General features: G+C 65.0%; 21 protein-coding genes. 9 read left to right on the top strand and 12 right to left on the bottom strand.

Going from position 1 to position 24,124, the window contains the following annotated elements; genetic code table 11:
• Positions 1-72 precede the first annotated feature (72 nt).
• A complete protein-coding gene (locus tag ACRCYW_RS02610) occupies positions 73-990 on the top strand; it encodes a LysR family transcriptional regulator (RefSeq protein WP_438548632.1) in 918 nt (305 codons plus the stop codon).
• A gap of 157 nt (positions 991-1,147) precedes the next feature.
• Here the strand turns inward: ACRCYW_RS02610 and ACRCYW_RS02605 are convergent, their stop codons facing one another.
• Positions 1,148-2,560 (bottom strand): DUF2252 domain-containing protein, encoded by a 1,413-nt coding sequence (locus ACRCYW_RS02605; RefSeq protein WP_438548631.1) that lies wholly within the window; start codon positions 2,558-2,560, stop codon positions 1,148-1,150.
• Positions 2,561-2,671: 111 nt separating this feature from the next.
• A complete protein-coding gene (locus ACRCYW_RS02600; RefSeq protein ID WP_438548630.1) occupies positions 2,672-3,241 on the bottom strand; it encodes a TetR/AcrR family transcriptional regulator in 570 nt (189 codons plus the stop codon).
• Positions 3,242-3,409: 168 nt separating this feature from the next.
• Between ACRCYW_RS02600 and ACRCYW_RS02595 the strand changes: the two genes are divergently transcribed.
• Positions 3,410-4,447, top strand: coding sequence for an alkene reductase (locus tag ACRCYW_RS02595; protein ID WP_438548629.1), 1,038 nt, complete (start codon positions 3,410-3,412; stop codon positions 4,445-4,447).
• A gap of 303 nt (positions 4,448-4,750) precedes the next feature.
• Positions 4,751-5,662, top strand: a complete 912-nt coding sequence (locus ACRCYW_RS02590; protein ID WP_438548628.1) for a bifunctional helix-turn-helix transcriptional regulator/GNAT family N-acetyltransferase — start codon at positions 4,751-4,753, stop codon at positions 5,660-5,662.
• Between the two features lie 119 nt (positions 5,663-5,781).
• On the opposite strand, the gene ACRCYW_RS02585 is transcribed toward ACRCYW_RS02590, so the two are convergent.
• The 3 genes from ACRCYW_RS02585 to ACRCYW_RS02575 form a co-directional block, all read right to left on the bottom strand.
• The gene (locus tag ACRCYW_RS02585; protein ID WP_438548627.1) at positions 5,782-6,120 is read right to left on the bottom strand and encodes a nuclear transport factor 2 family protein; all 339 of its coding nucleotides are present in this window, start codon (positions 6,118-6,120) and stop codon (positions 5,782-5,784) included.
• A 201-nt stretch (positions 6,121-6,321) separates the two neighbouring features.
• On the bottom strand, positions 6,322-7,911 hold the full coding sequence (gene prfC, locus ACRCYW_RS02580; RefSeq protein WP_438548649.1) for a peptide chain release factor 3: 1,590 nt from the start codon (positions 7,909-7,911) through the stop codon (positions 6,322-6,324).
• Positions 7,912-8,164: 253 nt separating this feature from the next.
• Positions 8,165-10,048, bottom strand: a complete 1,884-nt coding sequence (locus tag ACRCYW_RS02575) for a diguanylate cyclase (protein ID WP_438548626.1) — start codon at positions 10,046-10,048, stop codon at positions 8,165-8,167.
• 197 nt (positions 10,049-10,245) lie between these two features.
• On the opposite strand from ACRCYW_RS02575, the gene ACRCYW_RS02570 reads away from it, so the two are divergent.
• Positions 10,246-11,253 carry a diguanylate cyclase domain-containing protein gene (locus ACRCYW_RS02570; RefSeq protein ID WP_438548648.1) on the top strand — a complete coding sequence of 336 codons (1,008 nt, stop codon included), beginning with the start codon at positions 10,246-10,248 and terminating at the stop codon, positions 11,251-11,253.
• Between the two features lie 12 nt (positions 11,254-11,265).
• On the opposite strand, the gene viaA is transcribed toward ACRCYW_RS02570, so the two are convergent.
• Both viaA and ACRCYW_RS02560 read right to left on the bottom strand, forming a co-directional pair.
• A complete protein-coding gene (viaA, locus tag ACRCYW_RS02565; RefSeq protein ID WP_438548625.1) occupies positions 11,266-12,720 on the bottom strand; it encodes an ATPase RavA stimulator ViaA in 1,455 nt (484 codons plus the stop codon).
• A gap of 103 nt (positions 12,721-12,823) precedes the next feature.
• A complete protein-coding gene (locus ACRCYW_RS02560) occupies positions 12,824-14,431 on the bottom strand; it encodes an ATPase RavA domain-containing protein (protein WP_438548624.1) in 1,608 nt (535 codons plus the stop codon).
• Positions 14,432-14,667: 236 nt separating this feature from the next.
• Between ACRCYW_RS02560 and ACRCYW_RS02555 the strand changes: the two genes are divergently transcribed.
• Together ACRCYW_RS02555 and rimI are read left to right on the top strand one after the other, a co-directional pair.
• The gene (locus ACRCYW_RS02555; RefSeq protein WP_438548623.1) at positions 14,668-15,096 is read left to right on the top strand and encodes a hypothetical protein; all 429 of its coding nucleotides are present in this window, start codon (positions 14,668-14,670) and stop codon (positions 15,094-15,096) included.
• 83 nt (positions 15,097-15,179) lie between these two features.
• Entirely contained in the window at positions 15,180-15,641 is a 462-nt protein-coding gene (rimI, locus tag ACRCYW_RS02550) for a ribosomal protein S18-alanine N-acetyltransferase (RefSeq protein ID WP_438548622.1), read from the top strand.
• A gap of 88 nt (positions 15,642-15,729) precedes the next feature.
• Here rimI and ACRCYW_RS02545 read toward each other — a convergent pair whose 3' ends face one another.
• Positions 15,730-16,272 carry a hypothetical protein gene (locus ACRCYW_RS02545; RefSeq protein WP_438548621.1) on the bottom strand — a complete coding sequence of 181 codons (543 nt, stop codon included), beginning with the start codon at positions 16,270-16,272 and terminating at the stop codon, positions 15,730-15,732.
• A 182-nt stretch (positions 16,273-16,454) separates the two neighbouring features.
• On the opposite strand from ACRCYW_RS02545, the gene ACRCYW_RS02540 reads away from it, so the two are divergent.
• Positions 16,455-18,245 (top strand): AMP-dependent synthetase/ligase, encoded by a 1,791-nt coding sequence (locus ACRCYW_RS02540; RefSeq protein WP_438548620.1) that lies wholly within the window; start codon positions 16,455-16,457, stop codon positions 18,243-18,245.
• A 114-nt stretch (positions 18,246-18,359) separates the two neighbouring features.
• Here ACRCYW_RS02540 and ACRCYW_RS02535 read toward each other — a convergent pair whose 3' ends face one another.
• The 3 genes from ACRCYW_RS02535 to ACRCYW_RS02525 form a co-directional block, all read right to left on the bottom strand.
• Entirely contained in the window at positions 18,360-19,052 is a 693-nt protein-coding gene (locus ACRCYW_RS02535; protein WP_438548619.1) for an aspartate/glutamate racemase family protein, read from the bottom strand.
• Positions 19,053-19,145: 93 nt separating this feature from the next.
• On the bottom strand, positions 19,146-19,736 hold the full coding sequence (locus ACRCYW_RS02530) for a LysE family translocator (RefSeq protein ID WP_438548618.1): 591 nt from the start codon (positions 19,734-19,736) through the stop codon (positions 19,146-19,148).
• 102 nt (positions 19,737-19,838) lie between these two features.
• Complete coding sequence (locus tag ACRCYW_RS02525) at positions 19,839-20,435, bottom strand: LysE family translocator (RefSeq protein ID WP_438548617.1); 597 nt, start codon at positions 20,433-20,435, stop codon at positions 19,839-19,841.
• 115 nt (positions 20,436-20,550) lie between these two features.
• Between ACRCYW_RS02525 and ACRCYW_RS02520 the strand changes: the two genes are divergently transcribed.
• Positions 20,551-21,924, top strand: coding sequence for a PLP-dependent aminotransferase family protein (locus tag ACRCYW_RS02520; protein ID WP_438548616.1), 1,374 nt, complete (start codon positions 20,551-20,553; stop codon positions 21,922-21,924).
• Positions 21,925-21,954: 30 nt separating this feature from the next.
• Positions 21,955-22,419, top strand: coding sequence for a hypothetical protein (locus ACRCYW_RS02515; protein WP_438548615.1), 465 nt, complete (start codon positions 21,955-21,957; stop codon positions 22,417-22,419).
• Positions 22,420-22,578: 159 nt separating this feature from the next.
• Here ACRCYW_RS02515 and ACRCYW_RS02510 read toward each other — a convergent pair whose 3' ends face one another.
• The gene (locus tag ACRCYW_RS02510) at positions 22,579-23,892 is read right to left on the bottom strand and encodes a sodium-dependent transporter (RefSeq protein WP_438548614.1); all 1,314 of its coding nucleotides are present in this window, start codon (positions 23,890-23,892) and stop codon (positions 22,579-22,581) included.
• Between the last annotated feature and the right edge of the window lie 232 nt (positions 23,893-24,124).

The following is a 24,124-nucleotide window of genomic DNA, read 5'->3' as shown; positions in this document are numbered from 1 at the left end:
TAAGAAGTTGCATCCACATCAATCAAATGAATAGGATTAATCATCCCATAAACAGCGCGAATAATCCCCCCCATGAAATTGCACCAGCTCGACCTCAATCTGCTGCTCGCCTTTGACGCCCTGATGACACAGGGCAGCGTCACCCGTGCCTCGGAGGCGCTGTTTATCAGCCAGCCCGCCATGAGCCACGCCCTCGGCCGGTTGCGCACCTTCTTCGGCGACCCGCTCCTGGTGCGCACACCCCAGGGGATGCTGCCGACCCCCCGCGCCCAGCGCCTGCACCTGGGGGTGCAGCAGGTGCTGCGGCTGCTGGAGCAGCAGCTCAGCGACGAGGAGGTGTTCGAGCCGCGCCACTCCAAGCGCCGCTTCGTGCTCTGCACCACGGATTACGTGGAGTGCGTGCTGATCCCACCGCTCATTTCGCGCCTGAAAAAGCTCGCGCCCGGGGTCACCATAGAGATCCGCATCCTGCGCGACAGCCTGCCGGAGGCGGAACTTGCGAGCGGCGAGATAGACCTGGTGCTGGGGTTTGACGAGTACATGCAGGTGCCGGGGTATCTCGGCAAGGAGACCTGGCTGACCGAGCCCCTGGCCGGGCTGGTGCGCGCCACCCGCGAGCTGCCGGAGGAGCGTATCACGCTGGCGCAACTCACCCAGATGCCCCATGTGTTCCACTCGCCCCTCGGCACCTCGGAGGCGAGCCTCGACAAGTTTCTCCAGAGCCAGGGGCTGTCCCGCACCATCTCGGTCAACAGCCAGAGCTATATGTCCGCCGCCGCCATCGTGAGCCAGAGCGATCACCTGCTGGTGCTGCCCCGCAAGGTGGCGGAGCTCTTGGCCGATCACTGGCCGCTCAAGAGCCTGCCGCTGCCGGCGGATGTGCCGGATTATCACCTCAACTGCGTCTGGCATCCGGTTCATGCCCAGCAGAAAGCCCTTATCTGGTTGAAGGAGCTAATGAAAGAGCTGGTTAGCCAAGAGCCGAGTTAGGGAAGCAAACTGCGCTTATCTGGCTAAAGGCGCTGATACGGGAGTGGGTCGATCAATTCCGGGGAGTCCAACTGGGTGCTGCGGTGAAATATTAAATTCGGATATAAAAAGCGGCGCCTGGGAAGCGCCGCTTTGTATGGGACTGAGGGCAACAGGTTCAACGGGCCTCGCTGGCGACCGGCAGGTCGCCGCGGGCGATGGCGGCCAGCAGGCGGGCGTGATCCTCCCGGGTGCGCTCCCCATAGGCTTCGGCGAAGTCGACGATGGCCTCGTCCATCACGGTCGATTTGCCCAGGTAGCCGGCGATCTGCGCCGCATCCCCCGACTTGGCGTGGGCCAGCGCCAGGGCCCAGCCGCAGAGCTGGCAGTATTCGACGAAGTGGCGGGGCTTGACCTCCCCCGGGGTAATGTTGATGCCCCCCTTCATGTCCCGCAGCTGGCGCACGTAGAAGTGGCGCCCCCTGAGCTCGCACCAGCCGAGGAAGATGTCCGGGGAACCCTGGATCAGGCGCTGGCCACGCACCACCCGCCGCCCCTGGCTGCCGCTGTCCTCCTCCGAGTCGAAATAGGGGGCCAGCACCGAAGGCTGCGCCTCCTTGACCTGCAGGAAGAGGGGGTCATCGTCGTCCGCCCCGCTCAGCAGGATCACCCAGCAGCGGGTGCCCACGCTGCCCACCCCCACCACCTTGCGCACCACGTCCAGGATCCGGTAGCGCTGCAGCAGTATGCGCCTGTCCGCGGGCAGGGAGGCGAGATAGGCCTCCAGCAACTCCCCGAGCACCTCGTAGACCGGCTCCCCATCCTCGGTGTGGGTCTCGCGGATGACGAAGGGGTGGATCTCCCGGATCCTGTGCTGGTCGTCCACCAGATCTGTCATCTTGCCGAGCACCTGCAGATGGTCGCGGCCACGCGCCTTGGCGAAGCTCGCTTCCACCCGCTTGTGGGCATCGGCGGAGAAGGCATCCAGCACAGAGGCCTGATCCAGCCTGTCGTACCAGACCCCCATAAAGCCCATCTTGCCGTACTCCCGCAGCTTGGTGCGATAGCCGGCGGCCACCATGCGGGCGGCATCCCGCTGGCGCGCCGGGTCGGCTCCCAGGTAATCCGCCGCTACCAGGGCGCTGGCGGCGAGGCGCTTGAGATCCCACTCCCAGGGGCCTAGGTGGGTCTCGTCGAAGTCGTTGATGGCCATCACCAGATTGCGCTCGGCGCTGGCATAGAGGCCGATATTGGCCACGTGCATGTCACCGCAGGCCTGCACCATCAGCCCGGTGTTGGGGGTCGCCACCAGATCCCCCGCCATGATGGCCGCCGCCCCGCGCAGGAAGGCGAAGGGGGATTCCTGCATGCGGGCATGACGCACCGGCACCAGCCGCTGCAACCGGGTGAGGGCCTGGGCCTTGAGCACGGCGATGGGATCCCGTCCGGGGGCGGGAGCCGGCAGCAGGGCGTGGGCTTCGCGGGGGATCTGTTCCCGCAGCGCCTTGCCGGCGGCGAAGCGCTCCGCGATGGAGAGACGGGGGGCGGTGAAGTGCAACAGCATCGCCCGGGATTTGGATGACTTGGCCATGTTCGCGTGCTCCCTGACACTGTCCCATGAAGATGGAAGAGGGCGGTAGCGAGAGCAAGGGATGGGGAAAAAATCCGTCGAAGAGGCCGGCGGCGACGGGCCTGGCGAGGCTTAGCGGGGGCCCAGGGCCGCCATCAGCTGGTTGACGACCCCATCCAGCAGAGCGCGATCGGGGCGACACTGGGCGAAGGTGATAAGTCCCTGGATATTGACCTGCAGGAAGGCGGTCAGGGTGGGGATGTCGCTGCCGGCGGCCAGCTCTCCCTGTTCGCTGGCCCGTTGCAGCTGCGCCGCGAGATCCCGCTCCAGCTCCCCATAGATGAGCTTGCAGCGCAGGTAGAGCTCCTCATCCTGCTCCGCCAGCTCCATCAGGGTGCGGGTCACCAGGCAGGAGCCCTGCAGGGCGTCGTCCACCAGCTGAGTGAAAAAGGCGTGCAGACCGGCAAGGGGGCTGGATCTCTCCAGGCTGCGGCGACGCTGGGCGCCTTTCTCCTGCACATAGTGATCGACCGCCGCCAGCAGCAGCCCGCGCTTGTTGCCAAAGGCGGCGTAGAGGCTGCCCGGATGCAGGCCGGTGGCCGCCACCAGCTCCTGCATGGTGGTCTTGGCATAACCCTTGGCGCGAAACGCCTCCATGGCACTTCGCAGGACATGGTCCCGGTCAAACTCGGCAATGCGCATGGGATCTCCGTTTGACTGGCCCCGGGCCGGGGCAAAAAAGGGCGGCAAGTTTACCCCGAGGGGGCGGGCAAGACCAATCGGGATGAATGCTCGCTCAAAAAATACTTGCGTGCAAATCAAAAAGCGTCTTGAATGCACATTCAAGAATCATCCTCCAGGACGCAGCACATGGATACCCTGTTTCAACCCTATCGCCTCAACGGCACCCTGACCCTGGCCAATCGCTTCATGATGGCCCCCCTGACCCGTTGCATGGCGGGACCTGGCCTGGTACCCACAGAGCAGATGGCCGCCTACTATGGGCGCCGCGCCGACATAGGCCTCATCATATCGGAGGCGACCATCATCCGCCCGGATGGCCAGGGCTATCCGAACACCCCCGGCCTCTACAGCCAGGAGCAGGTAGAAGGCTGGAAGAGAGTCACCAGCGCCGTGCACGCCAGGGGCGGCAAGATCTTCGCCCAGCTCTGGCACGTGGGTCGCCTCTCCCACCCCTTCTTCCACCAGGCCGAGGTGCTGGCTCCGTCCGCCGTCGCCCATGAGGGCACGGTGCCGCGCATGCGCGAACTGGTCTATCAGGTTCCCCGCGCCCTGACGGTGGCCGAGATCCTGCAGCTCATCGAGGATTATGCCCAGGCCGCCGCCAACGCCATCGAGGCGGGCTTCGACGGGGTGGAGATCCACGGCGCCAACGGTTACCTCATCGATCAGTTCCTGCACCATGCCAGCAACCTGCGGGACGACGCCTATGGCGCCACCCCGGAGAACATGAGCCGCTTCGCCCTGGAAGTGGTGGATGCCATCAGTGCCCGCATCGGTGGCGAGCGGGTGGGGCTGCGCCTCTCCCCCGGCGCCTATGTGCACCTGGCGGGGGACGCGCGGGATCGCGCCGTGTTCGACCACCTGCTGGCCGAGCTCAATGGCCGCACCCTGGCCTATGTGCACCTCGGCATCTTCGATGACAGCCTCACCTTCGACTACCTGGATGGCCGCGCCTCCGACTACCTGCGCGCCCACTACGACGGCCACCTGGTCGGAGTCGGCAACTACACGGCGGAGAGTGCAGCCGACGCCATCAAGGCGGATCGCTTCGATCTCGTCGCCATTGGTCGCCCCCTCATCGCGAACCCGGACTATCTCGAGAAGGTGAAGAAGGCCAAGCCCCTGGTGCCCTATGCCGACACCATGCTGGCCGAGCTGGTGTAAGCCTCTGTTGGCATCCTGTGCCAACGGCTGATATCAGCCCACTGGATTGCCTCATGACTCAACCGGCCCGCTCCCCGCTGACGAGCAACCCGGCGGGGGGCGGGCCATCTTACTGACCAAGGATGGGATCTGCGCATTGGCGCGGGTTTCCAATGTTTGGGCCCCAACTCCCGGGCCCTTTTTTATGTCCGCTCTCCCCTGCCCCTCCCCAAACCCCATAACGTCGCCCTGGAAAAGAAGTTGCCATCGACAACCACATGACTATATTGGTTGCTGATGACAACCAAAAAAGGACAATCACAGATGGACCCCCGACCCCTGCGCGCCCTCTCGCGCGATCTCGTGCGCGAACTCGGCATGCTCTCCCAGCAGTGCGGCGCCCTGGCTTTGACCCCCCTCGAGGCTCACCTGCTGATCGAGCTGGAGAACGGCCCCGCCACCAACCAGCAACTGGCGGAGCGGCTGCGCATCGACAAGTCCAACGCCAGCCGTCCCCTGGCCCGCTTGGCCGAGCGCGACCTCATCGGCTGGCACCCCCACCCCTCGGACGGGCGCAGCAAGGAGGCCCGCCTCACCATCGCCGGTCAGTCCCAACTGCTGGCCCTGCACCAGGAGATGGACGGCGCCACGGCTGAGGCCCTGGCCCAGCTCAGCCCGGCGGAGCGCGAGCAGCTCTGGGAAGGCCTTCGCCTCTATCGCAGCGCCCTCTCCCGGGCCCGCCGCCAGCAGGGCTATCGCATTCGCCCCATCACCCCGGCCGATAACCCCGCCATCGCCGCCGTGGTGCGCGCCGTCTCCGCCGAATACGGCCTCACCGCCGACAAGGGATACGGGGTGGCGGATCCCAATCTCGATTTTCTCCATGAGACCTATCAGGGGGAGCGCAGCCGCTACTGGGTCATCGAGGGGCCGGACGGCGCCATTCTCGGCGGCGGTGGCATAGCGCCGCTGGCGGGGGACGAGGAGATCTGCGAGCTGCAGAAGATGTACTTCCTGCCCGCCCTGCGCGGGCTGGGGCTGGGGCGGCGGCTGGTGCTGCAAGCCATGAACGAGGCCAGAACTCTCGGTTATCAGCGCTGCTATCTGGAGACCACGGCCGTGCTGCGGGAGGCCACCGCGCTCTACGAGTCCCTCGGCTTCGAGCACCTGCCCGGCCCCCTCGGCAGCACGGGCCACGATGCCTGCGAGATCTGCATGGTGCTGACACTGGACTAGCAGGATGAGATGCCCTCCCCCTTCTCCCCTCATGCTCACTCAAGGTGGAGAAGGGAGCACACAACGAGACTGCGGGCGCCCCCTCTCCCCCTAAATAAAGAGGGGCTGGATGAGGTTGCTCAGGAAGGGAAATAGAACCAGGCGGTCTGGATAAGCCCTTCTTGCACCTCGAATACCGCCATGCTCTCGATGGGCTCGGGGGAGAGGCCATGGATCTTCTCGTGATCGAACACCTTGTTGCCCATGACGGTGCGCGACAGCAGCTCGGCTCTCAGGGCCGGGTTGTTGAACCTGTGTTCCGCATAGAAGGCTCTCAGCGCCTCCTTGCCGACTGTGCTCGGGCTTTCTGTGGGCATACGATAGCCCCTGAACGACTCGGCGAAACAGGCGAGGAAGGCCTCGAGATCCCGGGCATTGTAGGCGGCAAGTTGCGCCGCGACGGGCAGTTCCGTTGACATAGTTAACTCCCTGATGATGAAGCGACCCCCTGTTATAGAGGCCTTTGCCGCCCCTGTCGACGGGGTTCCTGCCCTCGTTGTCATGAGGTCCCTCCTTGGGCAGGGAAAACGGACTCCAGCCTGTCAGAAGCAACGCCCATAAAAAAGACCCCGCACGGCGGGGTCTTCTTATTATCAGCCAGGGGGACGAGCACCCGGGTATCAGTGCTCGCGGGTCTGGCGGAACTGGACGTCGGGGTGACGCTCCTGGGCCAGGCGCAGGTTGACCATGGTCGGGGCGATATAGGTGAGGTTGTCACCGCCATCCAGGGCCAGGTTGACCTCGTTCTTGCGCTTGAACTCCTCGAACTTCTTGGCGTCTGTCCCTTCCACCCAGCGGGCGGTGGAGACGTTGACCGCCTCGTACAGCGCCTCGACGTTGTATTCGCTCTTCAGACGCGAGACCACTACATCGAACTGCAGCACACCGACCGCACCGACGATGAGGTCGTTGCTGATGAGCGGACGGAACACCTGTACCGCCCCCTCTTCGGAGAGCTGCACCAGCCCCTTGAGCAGCTGCTTCTGCTTGAGGGGGTCGCGCAGGCGGATGCGGCGGAACAGTTCGGGCGCGAAGTTCGGGATGCCGGTGAACTTGAGATCCTCACCCTGGGTGAAGGTGTCGCCGATCTGGATGGTGCCGTGGTTGTGCAGGCCTATGATGTCGCCCGCGACGGCCTCGATGGCCTGCTCCCGATCACCGGCCATGAAGGTGACGGCGTCGGAGATGTTCACATCCTTGCCGATGCGCACGTGGCGCATCTTCATGCCCTTGCTGTAAGTGCCGGACACCACGCGCATGAAGGCGATACGGTCGCGGTGCTTGGGATCCATGTTCGCCTGGATCTTGAATACGAAGCCGGAGAATTTCTCCTCGGTGGCCTCGACTTCACGGCTCTCGGCCTTGCGCGGCATGGGGGCTGGTGCCCAGTCTGTCAGGCCGTCCAGCATGTGGTCGACGCCGAAGTTGCCGAGCGCCGTCCCGAAGAAGACCGGGGTCATCTCGCCGGCGATGAAGGCCTCGTGATCGAACTCTGGAGAGGCGCCCTGCACCAGCTCCAGCTCGCCGCGCAGCTGCGCCGCCAGGTCTTCGCCGATGGCCGCGTCCAGCTCGGGGTTGTTCAGTCCCTTCACCACCCGCTTCTCCTGGATGGTGTGGCCCTGACCGCTCTGATACAGATAGGTCTCGTCCTTGTAGAGGTGATAGACCCCCTTGAAGGACTTGCCGCAGCTGATGGGCCAGGTGATGGGGGCGCACATGATCTTCAGCTCCCGCTCCACCTCGTCCATGACCTCCATGGGATCGCGCACTTCGCGGTCCATCTTGTTCATGAAGGTGAGGATGGGGGTGTCCCGCAGACGGGTGACTTCCATCAGCTTGCGGGTCCGATCCTCGACGCCCTTGGCCGCATCGATGACCATCAGGCAGCAGTCCACCGCCGTCAGAGTACGGTAGGTATCTTCGGAGAAGTCCTCGTGACCCGGGGTATCCAGCAAGTTGACCAGGCAGTCGGCATAGGGGAACTGCATCACGGAAGTGGTGATGGAGATGCCGCGCTGCTTCTCCATCTCCATCCAGTCGGACTTGGCGTGCTGGCCCGAGCCACGGCCCTTGACGGTACCGGCGCGCTGAATGGCCTGTCCGAACAGCAGGACTTTCTCGGTGATGGTGGTTTTACCCGCATCCGGGTGCGAGATGATCGCAAAAGTGCGTCTCTTGGAGACTTCACTCAGAAATTCAGCAGACATAATTCAACGTTCTTCTATTGAGCGGCGGCCTCAAGCCACCGTGGGAATAAATCCGGGATACGCCTTCGACTCAAGGCCCGGATGCACACAACGGCGCCACGCGAGCTGGCAGTTGGCCAACCTGTGGGGGAAAGAGAGGCGTTGCGTTACATGGGTCTTCTCACCTGAGTCAAAGCAAAATTGCGCGGCATTATACCCGCGCGAGTGAAAAATACCCAGCCCGGCTTCACCGGGAGCGCAATCACCCTAGCAGGGCTCAGGCCGCCTTCACCACCCGGTTGCGCCCCGCCAGCTTGGCCTGATACATGGCCTCGTCGGCGCGGCGTACCAGCTCCCCGAGGTTGTCGTCCTCCGGCCGGTACTCTGCACAGCCGATGCTGATGTGGATGGGGTGATCCTCGGGTACCCCCTCGATACGCAGCAGGGAGACCTGCTGGCGGATCCGCTCCGCCACCTCGGCCGCCTCATCGAGCCGGGTATCCGGCAGCAAGACCAGGAACTCCTCGCCGCCGTTGCGCCCGACCCTGTCCAGGCTCCTCAACTGATCCTCGATGCACTGGGCCACGGCGGTGAGCACCCTATCCCCCACGTGATGGCCGAGCCGGTCGTTGACCTTCTTGAAGTGATCGATGTCCAGCAGCAGCACGCACAGGGGCTTGCCCCCCTCCCGGGCCTCGTTGAACCACTTGCGCCCCTTGGCCTGGATCTGGCGCCGGTTGTGGATGCCGGTCAGCTCGTCCGTCATGGCGAGGCGATGCATCTTGCGGGTACGGCCACGCTGATGAATGACCAGGATGCCCATCACCAGCACCAGCAGCGTCACCACCAGATACTGCCAGTAACGGCGCTCCTGCAGCTGCTTGAGCTTCTCTGCCTGCAACTGCTGATTGGATCTCAGGGTCTGGTTCTCCAGCTCCTTGCGGGCCAGATCGAACTCGAAGCGCATCTGCAGGGAGCGCTGCTCTTGCAGCATCTTCTCGAGTGCCTGCTTGGTCTTCACATACAGCTTGAGGTTGGCCAGGGCCTCCCTGATCCGCCCCTGCCGCTCCAGCACCCGGGCCCGCACCTCGTGCACCCAGGCCAGGAAGCGCAGATTCTGCTCCTTGGCGAAGATGGGCTCGGCCTGATCCAGGTAGCGCAGCGCCTCCGCCGGTTTGCCCATGGCGTCCAGCGCCGTGGCCATGACGATGTACCAGTGACCCCGGGTCACGCTGTCCGCCCCCTTTCCCTGCTGGTGCAGCAGGGATGCAGCCTGCTCCAGCTTGGCCATGGCCTGCTCCGTCTTGCCCTGATTGAGCAGGACTGTGGCCATCTCGATCCGGGTCCAGGCCAGCATCCCGTCCTGCTGCTGGCCGAGATAGTAGAGCTCGGCCTCAGCCATCAGCGGCAGGGCCCGCGCATAGTCCCCGGTCTCCACATAGAGCAGCCCCTGCTGGGTATGGATATCCACCAGATGCTCCTCGTCCCCCTGTACCCTGTAGTCGTGCTCCAGCTCCTGAAAGTAACTCTGGGCCCGCTCGTAGAGCCCCATACGGCGGTAGGCGTTGGCGATCCTGGCCAGCACCTCGCGCCCCTTGGTCTCCAGCCCGAGCGCCTCGTAACGACGATGTGAGTCCATCAGCTCCATCAGCCCTTCCGCCAGCTCCCCCTGATAGGAGTACATCTCGCCGCGCAGGCTGAGAATGTCGGCCCGCTGCCGCTCATCCCCGAGCCGGCGTGCCAGGGTCAGCGCGGCGTCGTAATCCTCGCGCGCCTCGTCCATGTTGCCGAGCAGCTGCTGGTGATAGCCACGGCAGGCGAGCAGACCGCTCTCGCTGACCCGATCCTTGCGGCCACGGGCCCAGTCCAGCTCCCCATCGGCAAACTGCACCGCCTGCTGGAACTCCTCGTCCCGCTCGGCGGGCCTGGCCCAGCACTGCAGCCGGGCGATGCGCCCCTGAGCCTCGGCGGGGTATTGATCCCGCTGTGCGGCGAGGGCCGCCACCCGGCGACGAAACTCCCGCTGGGGGGGCGTCTCGTCTTCCAGCTGTTGCAGCTCCCGGGACAATTCGGGTCCGCCAAGGGGCGGTTCTGCCGCCCGGAGCAGGGCCGGGGCCACCCCCAGCCATAACAGCAGACTCCAGCTCATCAGGCTCTTCATGCCGACTCTGTCTCCCCATTGGATGGCGCGGATACCGCGCCCATTGCCTCAATCATATCCCTCCTTGCCGTGCAGGCACAGCCGGCGGCCCTCGGGATAATCCATCACGCCTCGGGGCTCACTCCTGCTATCTCATTCTTTACAGAAGGAAAATCAGCATCGACTATAGGCAGGTTCAGACGAGGGATGAAGGGATGATGAGTCACGAGGAGCTGCAGGCCGCCTATGACAGGCTGCTGCTGGAGAACGAGCGCCTGAAGCGGATCGCCGAGGATGCCCGGGAGAAACTGGATGCCGCCATGGACGGCACCGGCCTGTGCATCTGGCAGAACCATGTGTCGAGCGGCAAGCTCATCATCTTCAACCGGCGCTGGGGCTCCATGCTGGGGTACCAGCCCAAGGAGCTGTCGGCCCACTTCGACGTCTGGCGCGATCACCTGCACCCGGAGGACAGGGAGCGGGTGTTGCAGGCCTTCTTCGATCACCTGGCGGGCAAGAGTCCCTTCTATCAGGTCATGCACCGCATGCTGGCCAAAGACGGCAAGGTCACCTGGGTGCTGGACAGGGGCCGGGTGGTGGAGCGGGATGAGCAGGGCAATCCACTACGGGTGATGGGTACCCACATCGACATCACCCACGAGAAGGAGTACGAGCAGCAGCTGGCCCGCCTCGCCCACAGGGATCCCCTCACCGGCCTGCTCAACCGCACCGCCCTGCAGCGCCAGTTCCCCCAGGCATTTGAGGCCATCTGCTTTATCGATCTCGACGACTTCAAGCAGGTGAACGACAACCTGGGCCACCGTGCCGGTGACGAGCTGCTGGTCTCCCTCAGCCTGCGCCTGAAGCAGTGCTGCGACGAGACGGTGACCCTGGGCCGCCTCGGCGGTGACGAGTTCGTGCTGCTGCTGCCCTGGCCGAGCGAGGATCCCCGCACCAGCCACCTGGCCCGTCAGTGCATCAACGCCATCGCCACCCCGTTCGAGCTACCCAACGGGGAGGCGAGCGTGGGGCTCAGCATGGGGATAGCGGCCATCCGGCCCCAGGACGATTTCAGCACGGCCCTGGCCCGGGCGGATCAGGCCATGTACCAGGTCAAGCGGGGTGGCAAGCGGGGCTTCCACATCGCCACCCCGAGCGGCCAGCCCCTGCTGGATCAGGAGCAGGTCAACGAGCGGGGGCTCCACCACCAGATCATCCCCCACTGAGTCGGCTCCCGCTCAGGTGCGCTGCCAGCGCCTGAGCAGGCGGCCGCGCAGACCGCAATCGAGCAACCAGCTGTTATCGAACACCCGCAGGATCGCCTGCTTGGCGTGGCGGGACATGGCCACCGCGTGGAAGCGGGTCTCCTGCCTGCGTCTCGCGTTCATCTTGTCCAGCAGGGAGTGCGGCAGGCTCTGGGCGATGAAGTCGGAGACCACCAGCACATCCGCCTTGGCAAAATCCGGCTGCTCCAGCTGGGCCAGGGCCTGCTCCAGGCAGGGCACCAGATCGGTGCCGCCGTGGAAACTCATGGAGAGGAAGCGCTCCGCCTTGTCGAGGCCTGTGTCGGCGGTGATCTCCAGCGTCGCCACCTCGGTGGAAAACAGCATGAGGTAGCAGCCCCGCTTCTCGTCCATGGCCAGCTTGAGCAGGGCCAGGAACAGCGCCTTGGCACACTCCTCCGGATAGCCCCCCATGGAGCCCGAGGTATCCACGCAGACGATGAAGGGGCCACGGGGCTGCAGCTCCTGCCCCCCCTGCTCCGGGGTGCGCAGCATCAGGCGCTGGCGAGGCAGAGTGCCCCGCGACTGATAACTCAGCAGACGCCGCTCCAGGTAGCGGCGATAGAACTCCAGCTCCAGCTCCGGCAGGGCCAGCATCACCGCCTCGCTCGGCAGCAAGCGCATCAGGTCGCTGGCCGGGTGCACCCCCACCAGATCGTCCGGTACATCGTCGGTCTGCACCTCCTCGAGCTCATGCATCGGCACCGGCGGCTGGGTCGGGGCATTGGCGCGCCTGTCCCGCTCGCTGCGCCCGAGCAGGGCGGCGATCTCCGTCAGCAGGGGCTCGCGTTGCAACATGCGGGCATACTGCTTGACCAGCACCAGGCTGCGCTTGTGCCAGCTGCCCTGGGCCAGATCCCAGAGTCCCCCCGCCGAGATCTGGTGCGGATCCAGCGCATCGGCCAGGGTGCGGTTCGCCAGCAGCTGATCCTCTATCTCCTGGCGCTGCTTCTCCCGCTCCGCCTCGGCGATCTGCTGCTGCAACTGCAGCAGGCTGCCCACCAGGCTGGAGCGCCACTTCTCGATAAACAGCTGGCGCAGACCCTCGGTGGGTTGCGCCATGATCTGGCGAACCAGGCTGCGGGCATCGCCGGCGAAGGGGCTGTGCTGATCCAGCGCCTCCAGCAGGGCGGGCAGCCTGCCCACCAGCTCCGGCAAAGGAAGCTGGCGATGGGCCTGATAGAGGCGGTACTCCTGCTCGAGGGCCACCGGCACCTGCTTGTGGCGCATCTCCTCGCCGAGCTGCTCGCTCCAGTGCTGGATGCGCTTCTTGAGCAGCCTGCCCTGCAGGGGGGAGCGCTTGAGGAATTCGGAGATCTTGGGGGTGGAGGCCAGCAGCAGCGCCATCTCCCCCGCCAGCTCCCCTTCGCCGATGAGGAGCCCGAGATCCATCATGCCGATCTCTAGCATAAGGCCCCCGAGATCCGGGATGGCTGGCAGACATCACGCTGCCGACAGCAAACCGGCATCATCTTTTGTTTGCCAACACGTGAGTTTTCAGTACTGAGTCCCATCAGGCATCCAGCCTGGGCAGACGCTCGCGCCACTGCAGCAGCTCGCCGCGCAACAAGTCCAGATCCCGGTTCAACACGAAGAAGCTGTCCTCCACCTGCTGCAACCAGTGGGCTCCGATGAACAGGTGCTGCTGGTGGCGCTCGAACAGGGCGCGCTGCCCCCTGAGGCTCTGCTGCACCCGGCCCACCTGATTGGCCAGTTCATCCAGCTCCCCCTGCCAGGGTTCGATCACCAGCGCCGGTATGGGGGTGCGTTCCACCAGCACCAGAGGCATGGGCTGACGCTGAATGTCCAGCACGTGCAGGCGGAGCTGATCGTCCAGCACCAGCTCGTAGTGCCCCTCCTTGGGGTTGCCGAGCTGCCAGCCCACCAGGGCCTCGCCGGTGGGATGCCAGTGGGAGAGCAGGGTGCGATCGAAGGTGAGGGTCTCGGTCAGCCGCTCCGGATCCCCGCCATCCAGGGGGGCCGGGGTGAGCAGGTGAAAATGCACCTGCTTGCCGAAGGGCTTGGCGTTGAGCAGGGGTAGTTGAGTGCCGCGGGCGCGGCGCCCGAACCACTGCTTGCGCTTGACGGCCTTGCAGCCGAGGCGCTGGGCCACGGCCCCCCGCAGCTGCTTGAACTGTTCGCGCAGGGAGAGCAACTGACGGGTCATGGCCAGTTGCTGATAGCCGTAGAGGCGGGAGAACTCGCCGATCATCTCCAGCAGGGCGGTGCGGGAGGCCTCATCGTGCCAGAGGCAATCCTTGAACAGCAGCAGATCCAGCGGCGCCACCTCGTCGCGACCGTTGAAGAAGGCGCTCGCCTTGATGAGTCTGACGGCCTTCTTCCAGCGCCGATCCGACACATAGCAGCCGTGGCCTAGCTGGCTGTCGAGCTGCTGGCGCAACTGATAGATGAGCTCGAAGCAGGCGTCCGGCAGGCGTACCTGCTCGATCTGCTCCTGCCAGGCCGCATACTCCTCGCCGTGGATCTGTACAGAGGGGGGGAGATTCTGCCCCGAGTGGCCGTCGCTCGCCAGCATGGCCTGGAAGTTGGATTTCTCCTGCACCCTGTCCATCCAGATCCGCACCAGCATGCGATCGTAGAGCGCCTCCAGGCCGCTGTCCGGCGCGGGCAGTTCGTTGGAGGCGGTCACCAGCAGCCGCATGGGGATGGGATGCTGGCTGTCGCCGTTGCGGAACTGCCGCTCGTTGATGGCGGTGAGCAGGGTGTTGAGGATGGCCGGGCCCGCCTTCCAGATCTCGTCGAGGAACACCACCTCGGCCTCCGGCAGGTAGCCGCGGGTCAGGCGCAGGTACTTGCCATCCTCCTTCAGGGCCTGGATGGAGAGGGGGCCGAACACCTCCTCCGGGGTGCTGAAGCGGGTCATCAGGTATTCGAAGTGGCGGGCATCGAAGAAGGCGAGCTTGAGGCGCCGCGCGATCAGGCTCTTGGCGATGCCGGGAGGGCCCAGCAGGAAGACGCTCTCACCGGACAGTGCCGCCAGCAGCCCGAGCCGCAAGGCATCCTGCCGCTCGTACAACCCTTCCCCGAGGGCGGCCAGCAACCTCGGCAGGCGCTCATGAATGGGGGCGGTACGAACTGTATTCTGGGCTAAAGGCGGCATAGGCAGGGTTTCCGAAGCTGGCTCATCATCCGTGGTGACGACGGCCGGCCTCTGGCCCCGCCCCACGCTGTTGGTCTGTCTGATTGTGTATCCCCGCCACACCCGGCCGGGACACCTGATTAACATAGCGATCCTGACGGCGCACATCTAGTTGCAAATGGGTGCAGCAGGAGCCGCGAGAGTGTACTCTGCGCATCAGAATTTACCCCAATGCAGATCAAGAGTGAGCCTTCCCCATGCAAGATCCCCTGCTGGACCCGTTGCGTCAGCGCATCCTGACCCGGATGGGCATACAGAGCTGGCAACTCAGAGCCCCGGCCCTGCTGGGTGGGACCAAGGGCGCGGAGGATGCGGCCTCCTTGGCGGCGCACCAGCCGGACGTCGCCCTCGACACGCCGGCCGTGCCCATCCCGAGCGGCAAGCTCTGGCTGCTGGCCGAGGCCCTGCCCTCCCCGGCCCTGCTGGGGGATCTCTGCCGGTTGCTCGGCCTCGAGGCGAAAGACGTCTCCCTGATCGGCGCCCTGCCCGAGGGGGTGACACCACCCCTGCTCTGGCTGACGGCGCCGGATCCCCGCTGGCCCGATGCCCTGGTCTGCCCGATCAAGCCGGATGCGGCCCACAAACGTGCCCTCTGGCAACAGTGCCGCCAGCGCCTGCCCGGCTAAACGGCGACGCATCACGGCTAGCGCCGCCCCCTTTCCCACGCTTGTCGCCCCTCGCGCAAGTTGCCGATCTGCCCGGAGTCCCCATGTCTGACCTCACCCCCACCTTCCGCCCCCTGATCGAACGCGACTTCGCGCTCATCTACCCCATAGAGCAGGCCGCCCACAAGGAGCCGTGGAGCCAGGCCAACCTGCTCTCCTGCTTCGGGCCCCGCTATCTGAACGGCCTGATGCTGGTAAACGATCGCCCGGCGGGTTTCTATATCTCGGATCTGGTGGCGGGGGACAGCTCGCTGATGAACATCTGCGTGCACCCGGACTTTCAGGGCAAGGGGCTGGGGCGGGCGCTGCTCAGGGAGTATCTCGCCCGCAGCAAGTCCCAGCAGGCGGAAGCCTGGTTCCTGGAGGTGAGGGCCGGCAACACCACCGCCATCGGCCTCTACGAGAGCGAGGGCTTTGCCGAGTATTGCCGCCGCGCCGACTACTATGGCACCGGCCAGGACAGGGAAGATGCGGTACTGATGTCCCGCCTGTTCGACTTCGGTTAAGGCTCCGACCCATCAAGAAACCCAGGCCCCTTCGACACTGTGCCCATCGAGGCGATGACGGCGGCTCGCCATCCCAATTTGGCGCCCCTCAGGGCAGGGGCGCATTGTCGATGGCCTCATCCTCGAGGCTGAGGGTGACCCGCACCACGGCGTCGAACCCCTCGGCGGAGAGGGGCATGAAGAAGCCCCGCGCATAGGTGACGCCGGGCATCCAGATCTGCCGCTCCTTCACCTCTATGTTGATGGGCCGCAAGGGCTCGCCGGGGCGCTGGAGATAGACGCCGGGCAGGGTCCCGACCTTGGGGAAACGGCGCAGTATGTGGGCGCTGCCATCCCCCGCATCCGGGTTGAGTCTCACCTTCACCAGCTCGGCCAGGGAGGATTGCATCCCGGGGTCGCGCCACAGCCGGGCATCCAGCTGAGCGCAGCGTCGACACTTGGCGCTCTCTATCACATAGAGCAGGGGATAGCCGGTCTGCAGCGCCCGGGCCTGACCCTGCTCATACCCCTCGGCGCCGCTCAGCCAGGGGTTATCCTCCCCCGCCGGCCCGCCCAGGGCGTACCAGAGTGCGCCCGCCCCCGCCAGTACCAGTAAGGCGCCCGTGATGAGGCTCTTGAATCCGATACTCATAGCTCCCCTCTCTGAACGAATCCGAACACTCGCCCCATCATGCCTGACTCCCGTCAACTTGACGACTTTGTGATCCAGGACAAACAGCGAACACTTGTAAGCCGTAATGCTAGAGTTTAAACTCCAGCCCGGTTTTGAAAGCCCCCTGCGGGCGTACAACTGTTATGTGAGGATGATTGACGATGTCGCAGTTTCATCTGGTTCGACTGATGCGTGAACGCATTGCCCGCCTTGGCAACAAGGCCGCCCTGCTTGTCCAGCAGGATGGCCAATGGCGTGCCATCGGCTGGCGTACTCTGGGTCAGGCCATGGACTATTGTGCCCAGGCCCTGATCCGCGCCGGCCACCAGCCCACCGAGATGGTCGGCATCTATGCCCGCAACATGCCGGAGTGGACCCAGGCCGATCTCGGCATCCTGGCCGCCCGCGGCGTCAGCGTGCCCATCTACCCCACCAGCACCCTGGAGCAGCTGCGCTACATCGTCAAAGACGCCGGCATCAAGCTGCTGTTCGTCGGCGAGCAGCCCCAGTTCGATCAGGCGATCGTCTTGTTGAATGAAGGCGAGATCAGCCAGATCGTCACCCTGGACGGCGCCGTCGATCTGCGTGGCTGCGAGCAGGCCAGCCACTTCCAAAACTTCCTCTCCTCCGGCAACCACCAGCCAAGCGAACAGGTGCTGTGCGAGCGTGAGCAGCAGTACCGCATGGATGACCTGCTGACCCTCATCTACACCTCGGGCACCACGGGTGAACCCAAGGGGGTCATGCTCGATTTTGCGAACATCGCCGCCTGCTTCGAGATGCACGACAGCCGGCTGGATCTCGGCGAGCAGGACGTGTCGCTCTGCATGCTGCCGCTCAGCCACGTGTTCGAGCGCGCCTGGACCTACTACGTGCTCTATTGCGGCGCCGAGAACGTCTACATCCGCGATCCCCAGAAGGTGATGGACGTCATCGGCGAGGTGCAGCCCACCGTGATGTGCGCCGTGCCGCGCCTCTACGAGAAGGCCTACGCCATGATCCAGGCCAGGGTCGCCCAGGCCCCGCGCCTGCGCCGCGCCCTGTTCGGCTGGGCCACCCGGGTCGGCAAGCAGATGGTGCAGACCCGTCAGGCGGGCAAATCCGCCTCCCCCCTGCTCTATCTCCAGCTCGCCCTGGCCGAGCGCCTGGTGTTTCGCAAGCTGCGGGCCCGCTTCGGCGGCCGTACCCGCTTCCTGCCGGTGGCGGGTGCCCGCCTCGCGGACGACGTGAACCTCTTCTTCCAGGCCATGGGGCTCAATCTGAAATATGGCTACGGCATGACAGAGACCACGGCCACCGTCTGCTGCTACGAGGAGAGCCAGTTCCAGCTGGGATCCATCGGCACCGCCCTACGCGGCATAGAGGTGAAACTCGGCGAGAACAACGAGCTGCTGGTGCGCTCCCCCACCGTGATGCGCGGCTACTACAACAAGCCGGAGGCCACCGCCGAGGTGATGACCCAGGATGGCTTCCTGCGCACCGGCGATGCGGGCGAGCTGGATGCCAAGGGCAACATCTACTTCACCGAGCGCCTGAAAGAGCTGATGAAGACCTCCAACGGCAAGTACGTGGCCCCGCAACTGGTGGAAGGGACCCTCGGCAAGGATCGCTTCATCGAGCAGATCGCCATCGTCGCCGACGCCCGCCACTTCGTGTCGGCGCTGATCGTGCCCTGCTTCGAGTCCCTGGAGGAGTACGCCCGCTCCATCAACCTGCAGTACCAGTGCAAGACCGAGCTGCTGCGCCACTCCCGGGTGGTGGAGTTCTTCGAGTCGCGCATTCACGAACTGCAGCAGGAGCTGGCCAAGTTCGAGCAGGTGAAGAAGTTCACCCTGCTGCCGAGCGCCTTCTCCATGGAACTGGGGGAGATCACCCCCACCATGAAGCTGCGCCGCAAGATCATCGAGGCCAAGTACCAGAGCGAGATCGAGGCCATGTATAGCCACGTTTAAGCAGAGCCAGGTTTAAGAGAAACCTGCCCAGCGAAGCTATTTCCCAACAGCAAAAAGAGGCGCATCGGCGCCTCTTTTTTATGCTCTGTTCGTGTCCTGTTCCGGCAACGGCTCTCAGGCCAGCGCCCACTCCACCGCCGCCTCGGCGTGGATGGCCGTGGTATCGTAGAGCGGCACCGCGGCCTTGGCATCCCCCACCAGCAGGGCGATTTCGGTACAACCCAGAATAACCGCCTCGACGCCCGCCTCGGCCAGTCCGGCGATGATGGCCAGATACTCGGCACGGGAGGCGCCGCGCACCTCTCCCAGGCAGAGCTCGTCGTAGATGATGCGGTGCACCAACTCCCGCTCCGCCTCCGGCGGCACCAGCACCTCCAATCCGAACTGCTCCTCCAGCCGCCCCTTGTAGAACGCCTGCTCCATGGTGAAGCGGGTGCCGAGCAGGCCGACTCGCTTCACCCCGTCCGCCACCAGACGCCTGGCGGTGGCGTCGGCGATATGCAGCAAGGGGATCTCGATGGCGGCTTCTATCTCCGGGGCCACCTTGTGCATGGTGTTGGTGCCTATCAGCAGGAAGTCCGCGCCACCGGCCTGCAGGTCCCGGGCGGCCACACTCAGCAGGCACGCAGTGGCGGGCCAGTCACCGGCGTGCTGCAGCCGCTCTATCTCGGCAAAATCCACGCTGTTGAGCAGCACCCTGGCGGAGTGCAGGCCCCCGAGCCGCTCCCGCACGCCCCGGTTGAGGGCCTGGTAGTAACTGACGGTGGACTCCCAGCTCATGCCACCCAGCAGACCGATACACTTCATAGTCACTCCTCCAGCACGGGCGACAGAGCCGCCAGCACGACAGACAAAAAAGGCCCCGCAGGGCCAACAAGACAGACGGGCAGGTCCGAAGACCTAGATCCAGATCATCAGCACGCAGGCCGCCGTGGCGATCCCCATGCCAAGGTTAAAACGACGCCAGCCCCTGGCGGTGCGGATGAGACGGCGCACCTGAGCGCCGAACAACACCCAGAAGGCACCGGTGTAGAGGCCGGTAATGAAGAAGGTACCGAGCACCCAGCTGGCGGAGGGCCAGTAAGCCTCCCCCGCCAGGGTGAAACCGCTGATGGCGGAGAGCGCCATCATCCAGGCCTTGGGGTTGAGCAGTTGCAACATGGCCCCTTGATGGGCCGGGATCAGGGGCCGGTTGCCTTCCGCCGGGCCGCTGGCGGTGGCCACCTTCCAGGCCAGCCAGAGCAGATAGGCCGAGCCGATGAGCTTCAGTCCATCGTGCAGCAGCGGCAGCTTCTCGAACACCACGCCGAGCCCCAGCGCCGTGGCCAGGATCATCAGGTTGATGCCCCCCACCACCCCCACCAGCAGGGGCAGGGAGCGGCGAAAGCCCTGGGCGGCCCCTGCGCTGGTGAGCAGCATGTTGTTGGGCCCAGGCGTACCGCAGGTGATCAGGGCAAAGCCCGCCAGGGGAAGCAACCAGTTCAGATCCATCTCAACCTCGATGTGTTACGGCAAGCCTCTTAATATGCAGAGCCCGCCCCCCGACCACAAGCTCACCGATGCATTTTCTTCGCATAAATAACCAAGCAATCATTAATACCAGAGCATCACCACACAGAGCGCCGTCAGCGCGCCCAGGCTGCCGTTGAGGCGACGCCAACCCTTGTCCGAGTTGATCCAGCGGCTGAGCTGATGACCGAACAGCACCCAGGCGAAGCAGACCGGCAGCCCCGCCATGGGGAAGACGGACATAATGCCCCACAGGCTCGGCCAGTAATCGCTGCCCGGCAGGCTGAACAGGCTGATGGCGGAGATCCCCATCATCCAGGCCTTGGGGTTGAGAAACTGGAAGCCCAGCCCCTCCAGCAGGGTCAGCGGACGGGAACGTCGCGCCGGATCGCCGGGTGCCCCGGCCACGGCGATTCGCCAGGCGAGCCACAGCAGATAGAGGCTGCCCAGCACCTGCAGGCTCAGCTTGAGCAGGGGCCAGCGTTCGAACAGCGGATAAAAGCCGAGCGCCAGTACCAGTTGCAGCACCGGCTGACCCACCGTCACCCCGAGCAGGTGTGGCAGGGTGCGGCGTACCCCGAAGTTGGCACCGGACGCCGTCAGCATGAGGTTGTTGGGGCCCGGGGTGCCGCAGGTGAGCAGGGCGAAGCCAAACAGGGTGGCATACCATTCTATGGTCATTGTCTTCTCTCCTTGAACCACATTGTATCGATACAATGTGACCGTTTATGTTGTTTTGTGGCTGACAATCACGCTATATTGAGACAATTAGCCGATCAATGGATTTATTGTCACCATGACAATCTGGACTCCCCACCTCGACAGCTTCGAGGGCCCCCTCTATCTGAAACTGGTCAAGGCCATAGAGCGAGCCATTCACGATGGCACCCTGGCCCCGGAGACCCGGCTGCCGACCCACAGGGCGCTGGCAGACCAGCTCGGGGTCACGGTCGGTACCGTCACCCGCGCCTACTCGGAGGCGGAGCGGCGCGGCCTGCTGGCGGCCCGGGTCGGCCATGGCACCTGGGTCAGGGGCCTGGTGGATCCGGTCAACGAGTGGGTGATCCGCAACGAAGACAACCAGCGCATCGAGCTGTGGCAGAACCTGCCGATCCCGCTGGATCGGGCCGCCATCATCAAGCCCATGCTGCTGGAGCTGGCGCAGGGGGATCTCAACGCCCTGCTCGGCTATGACAAGGAGGCGGGGCGGCCTGCCCAGCGTCAGCTGTTCGTCGACTGGCTCACGACCCTGGGGGTCCAGTGTCGGGAGGATCACCTGCTGTTCAGCCACGGTGCCCAGCACGGCATCATGCTGGCCCTGCTCGCCACCGGCTGTGTGGGGGAGACCATATTGTGCGAGGGGCTCAGCTACCCGGGCATGCTGGGCAACGCCCGTCAGTTGAAGAACCAGGTGGTGGGACTGCCGCTCGACGAGGAGGGGCTGATCCCGGCGGCCCTGGACGCGGCCTGCCGCCAGCGTCGGGCCAAGCTGCTCTACCTCACCCCCACCCTGCAAAATCCCACCACGGCGGTGATGAGCCTGGCGCGGCGGGAAGCCATAGTCGCCATCGCCCGCCGCCACGATCTGCTGATCGTCGAGGACGACGTGAACGGCCTGCTGCCGGAGACCTCGTTGCCCCCCATGGTCAATCTGGCGCCGGAGCGGGTCATTTACCTCGGCAGCCTGGCCAAGATCGCCTGCGGCGGCCTGAGGGTGGGCTTCGTCTTGACCCCGCCTCCCCTTCGCAACGCCTTCGCCCAGGCCATGCGGCTGTCGAGCTGGATGGTGAGTCCGCTGCTCATCGAGCTCGCCTGCAAGCTGGTGAGCCAACACCAGATCATGCCCCTTATCGAGCAACAGAGACGGATCCTGGCGCGCCGGGGTGAGCTGCTGCACCACCTGTTGCCGGGCGCACGCTGGCACCCGGGCTCCATGCACGCCTGGCTGCCCCTGCCCGAGCCCTGGCGCAGCCAGGAGTTCGTGGAGGCGGCCAACGCCCTGGATGTCGGGGTTGCCAGCGGGGAGCACTTCGCCGCCGGCCAGTTTGCCGCACCGCAAGGGGTACGCCTGAGCCTGAGCCAACCGGCCACCGACGCCCGGGTCGCCGAGGGGCTTGAGCGGCTGGCCAGCCTGCTGCGGGGCACGCCACCGACCAATCCCCTGCTATAGTCAGTGGCCGTTTCAGCCCAAGGAGCCCCCATGTCCCCCTCCCGCACCACCCTGTTGCTCACCGCCCTGCTGTTGGGGGGGTGCGCCTCCCCTGCCCATCAACAACTCAGTCAGGCCGTCACCGGTCTGGAAGGGGAGCTGGAGCGACTGGAGGAGGAGCTGGCGGCCATGAACGGGCTCCACTATCAGAAGGCCATCGACGCCCCCGCGTCTCTGCGCCGCTTCCTCAAGGCCCCCAGCCCCACGGCAGAGGGGCTGGTGCCCGACGAGATCCAACTGCAGGACGGCCCCCTGCTGCGTTACCGCTACCTGCTACCGGCAGGCATGAAGACGCTACCCACCGACAACCCCTGCCTGCGCTACGAGTTCGAGCTGCGCCATCTCGGCCAACTCGGCCGACTCGATCTCACCTGGCAGGGCAACGGTCATCAGGGCCGGCGCCTCATCCAGCAGGCGGACTGCCCCTTCTCCGCCAAGGGTCCGGGCCTGCAATAAGCGGCGCCCGATGCAAAGAGGGGTTGGCCACTGGCCAACCCCTCTCGTTTTATAACGCCCTGCTTGTTAAACGCGTCCCGGCACCAGGATGCCGATGAGCAGCAATGGCATCGTTTACCACCGTATCCTTCTGTCAGCCACCACGGACGCCAAGCAGGATCAGAGGATGCCTCGCACCAAGATGCCGGTGATCAGCAGCGGCGCCACCAGCCGCCAGCACCAGAGCAGGCAGGTGCGCAGCACGGGGGAGAGGCCGGCGGGCAGGATCACATCCCCGAGGCGCCAGCCCAGCAGCAGGGTCAGCACCAGGCCGAACAGCGGCATCATCAGGTTGGAGGTGAGGTAGTCCAGCAGATCGAAGATGGTCTTGCCAAACAGGGTCAGCTCGCTCCAGGGGCCGAACGACAGGCTGACCGGGATGCCGGAGGCCATGATCAGCAGGGTCAGCACTCGGCAGGCGCCGCGCCTGGACCAGCCCCACTCCTCTGTGGTGAAGCGCACCAGGTGCTCCAGCATGGAGATGGAGGAGGAGAGCGCCGCCACCAGCAGCAACAGGAAGAAGACCACCGCCAACCCCTGGCCAAACGGCAGGTGGTTGAACACGGCGGGCATGGTCATAAAGGTGAGCCCTGGCCCCGCAGTCGGGTCGATACCCGTGGACGCCAGCGCCGGGAAGATCATCAGCCCCGCCAGCACGGAGATGAGGCTCGCCAGGGTCACCACCCAGACGCCGGATTTCAGCACCCCGTCGCTGTTAGGCAGATAAGCGCCATAGGTGGTGTGGACCCCCAGGCCAATGGAGAGGGAGAAGAAGGCGAGCCCCAGGGCATCCAGTACACTCTGGCCGGTGAGCATGGAGAAGTCCGGCAGCAGCAACTGGCGCACCCCGGCCATGGAACCCGGCATGGAGAGCCCCACCCCCACCAGCAGCAACATCATGATGAACAGGGCCGGCATCATCCAGCGCAGCGCCCGCTCCACCCCCTTCTGGATGCCCCCCTGCACGAACCACCAGGTGAGGCCCGCGAACACCAGATGGGTCAGCACGGGCCACCAGGGGTGGCTGACATAGCCGTTGAACAGGGCGGTGAGCGCCGGGCCCTCGCTCAGGTTCAGCTTGCCCATCACCGCCAGCGCCGCATAACCCACGGTCCAGCCCCCCACCACGCTGTAGAAGCTGTAGATGAAGAAGCCGCACAAGATCCCCATGTAACCCATCCAGCGCCAGTTCGGCCCCACCAGTTTTTTAAAGGCGCCGAGCACCCCGCGCTGACTGCGGCTGCCGAGCAGTGTCTCCCCCACCAGCACTGCCACCCCCAGGGTGAAGCTGAACAGCAGGAACACCAGCAGGAAGGCGCCACCGCCGTTGGTAGCGGTCACATAGGGAAACTTCCAGATGGCACCGAGACCGATGGCGGTGCCGGCCGCCGCCAACACATGCCCAAGACGGGAAGACCACTGAACCTGGCTCATACAACCTCCGGGTAAGACAACATCGAATCGAGACTCCTGACCATGACGGGAAATAAAAAAGGCCGCCTCTGGCGACCTTTGCAATGAACATTCAGACAAACTGCGCGTGCAAGGTCACCTCTCTTGCGAGCTAAAAAATCGACCAAAGGAGGCGATGAGAGGTGACATGAAGCGAGCAACCTGCACGGCAAAAAGGAGTCACAGCCTAAACCATGGCAAGAGAAGTTGACAG

The organism is Aeromonas sp., from assembly GCF_051657805.1.
Taxonomy (GTDB): domain Bacteria; phylum Pseudomonadota; class Gammaproteobacteria; order Enterobacterales; family Aeromonadaceae; genus Aeromonas.
Note: the sequence above shows the minus strand (reverse complement) of the source record. Positions and strands in the feature narration are given on the sequence as shown.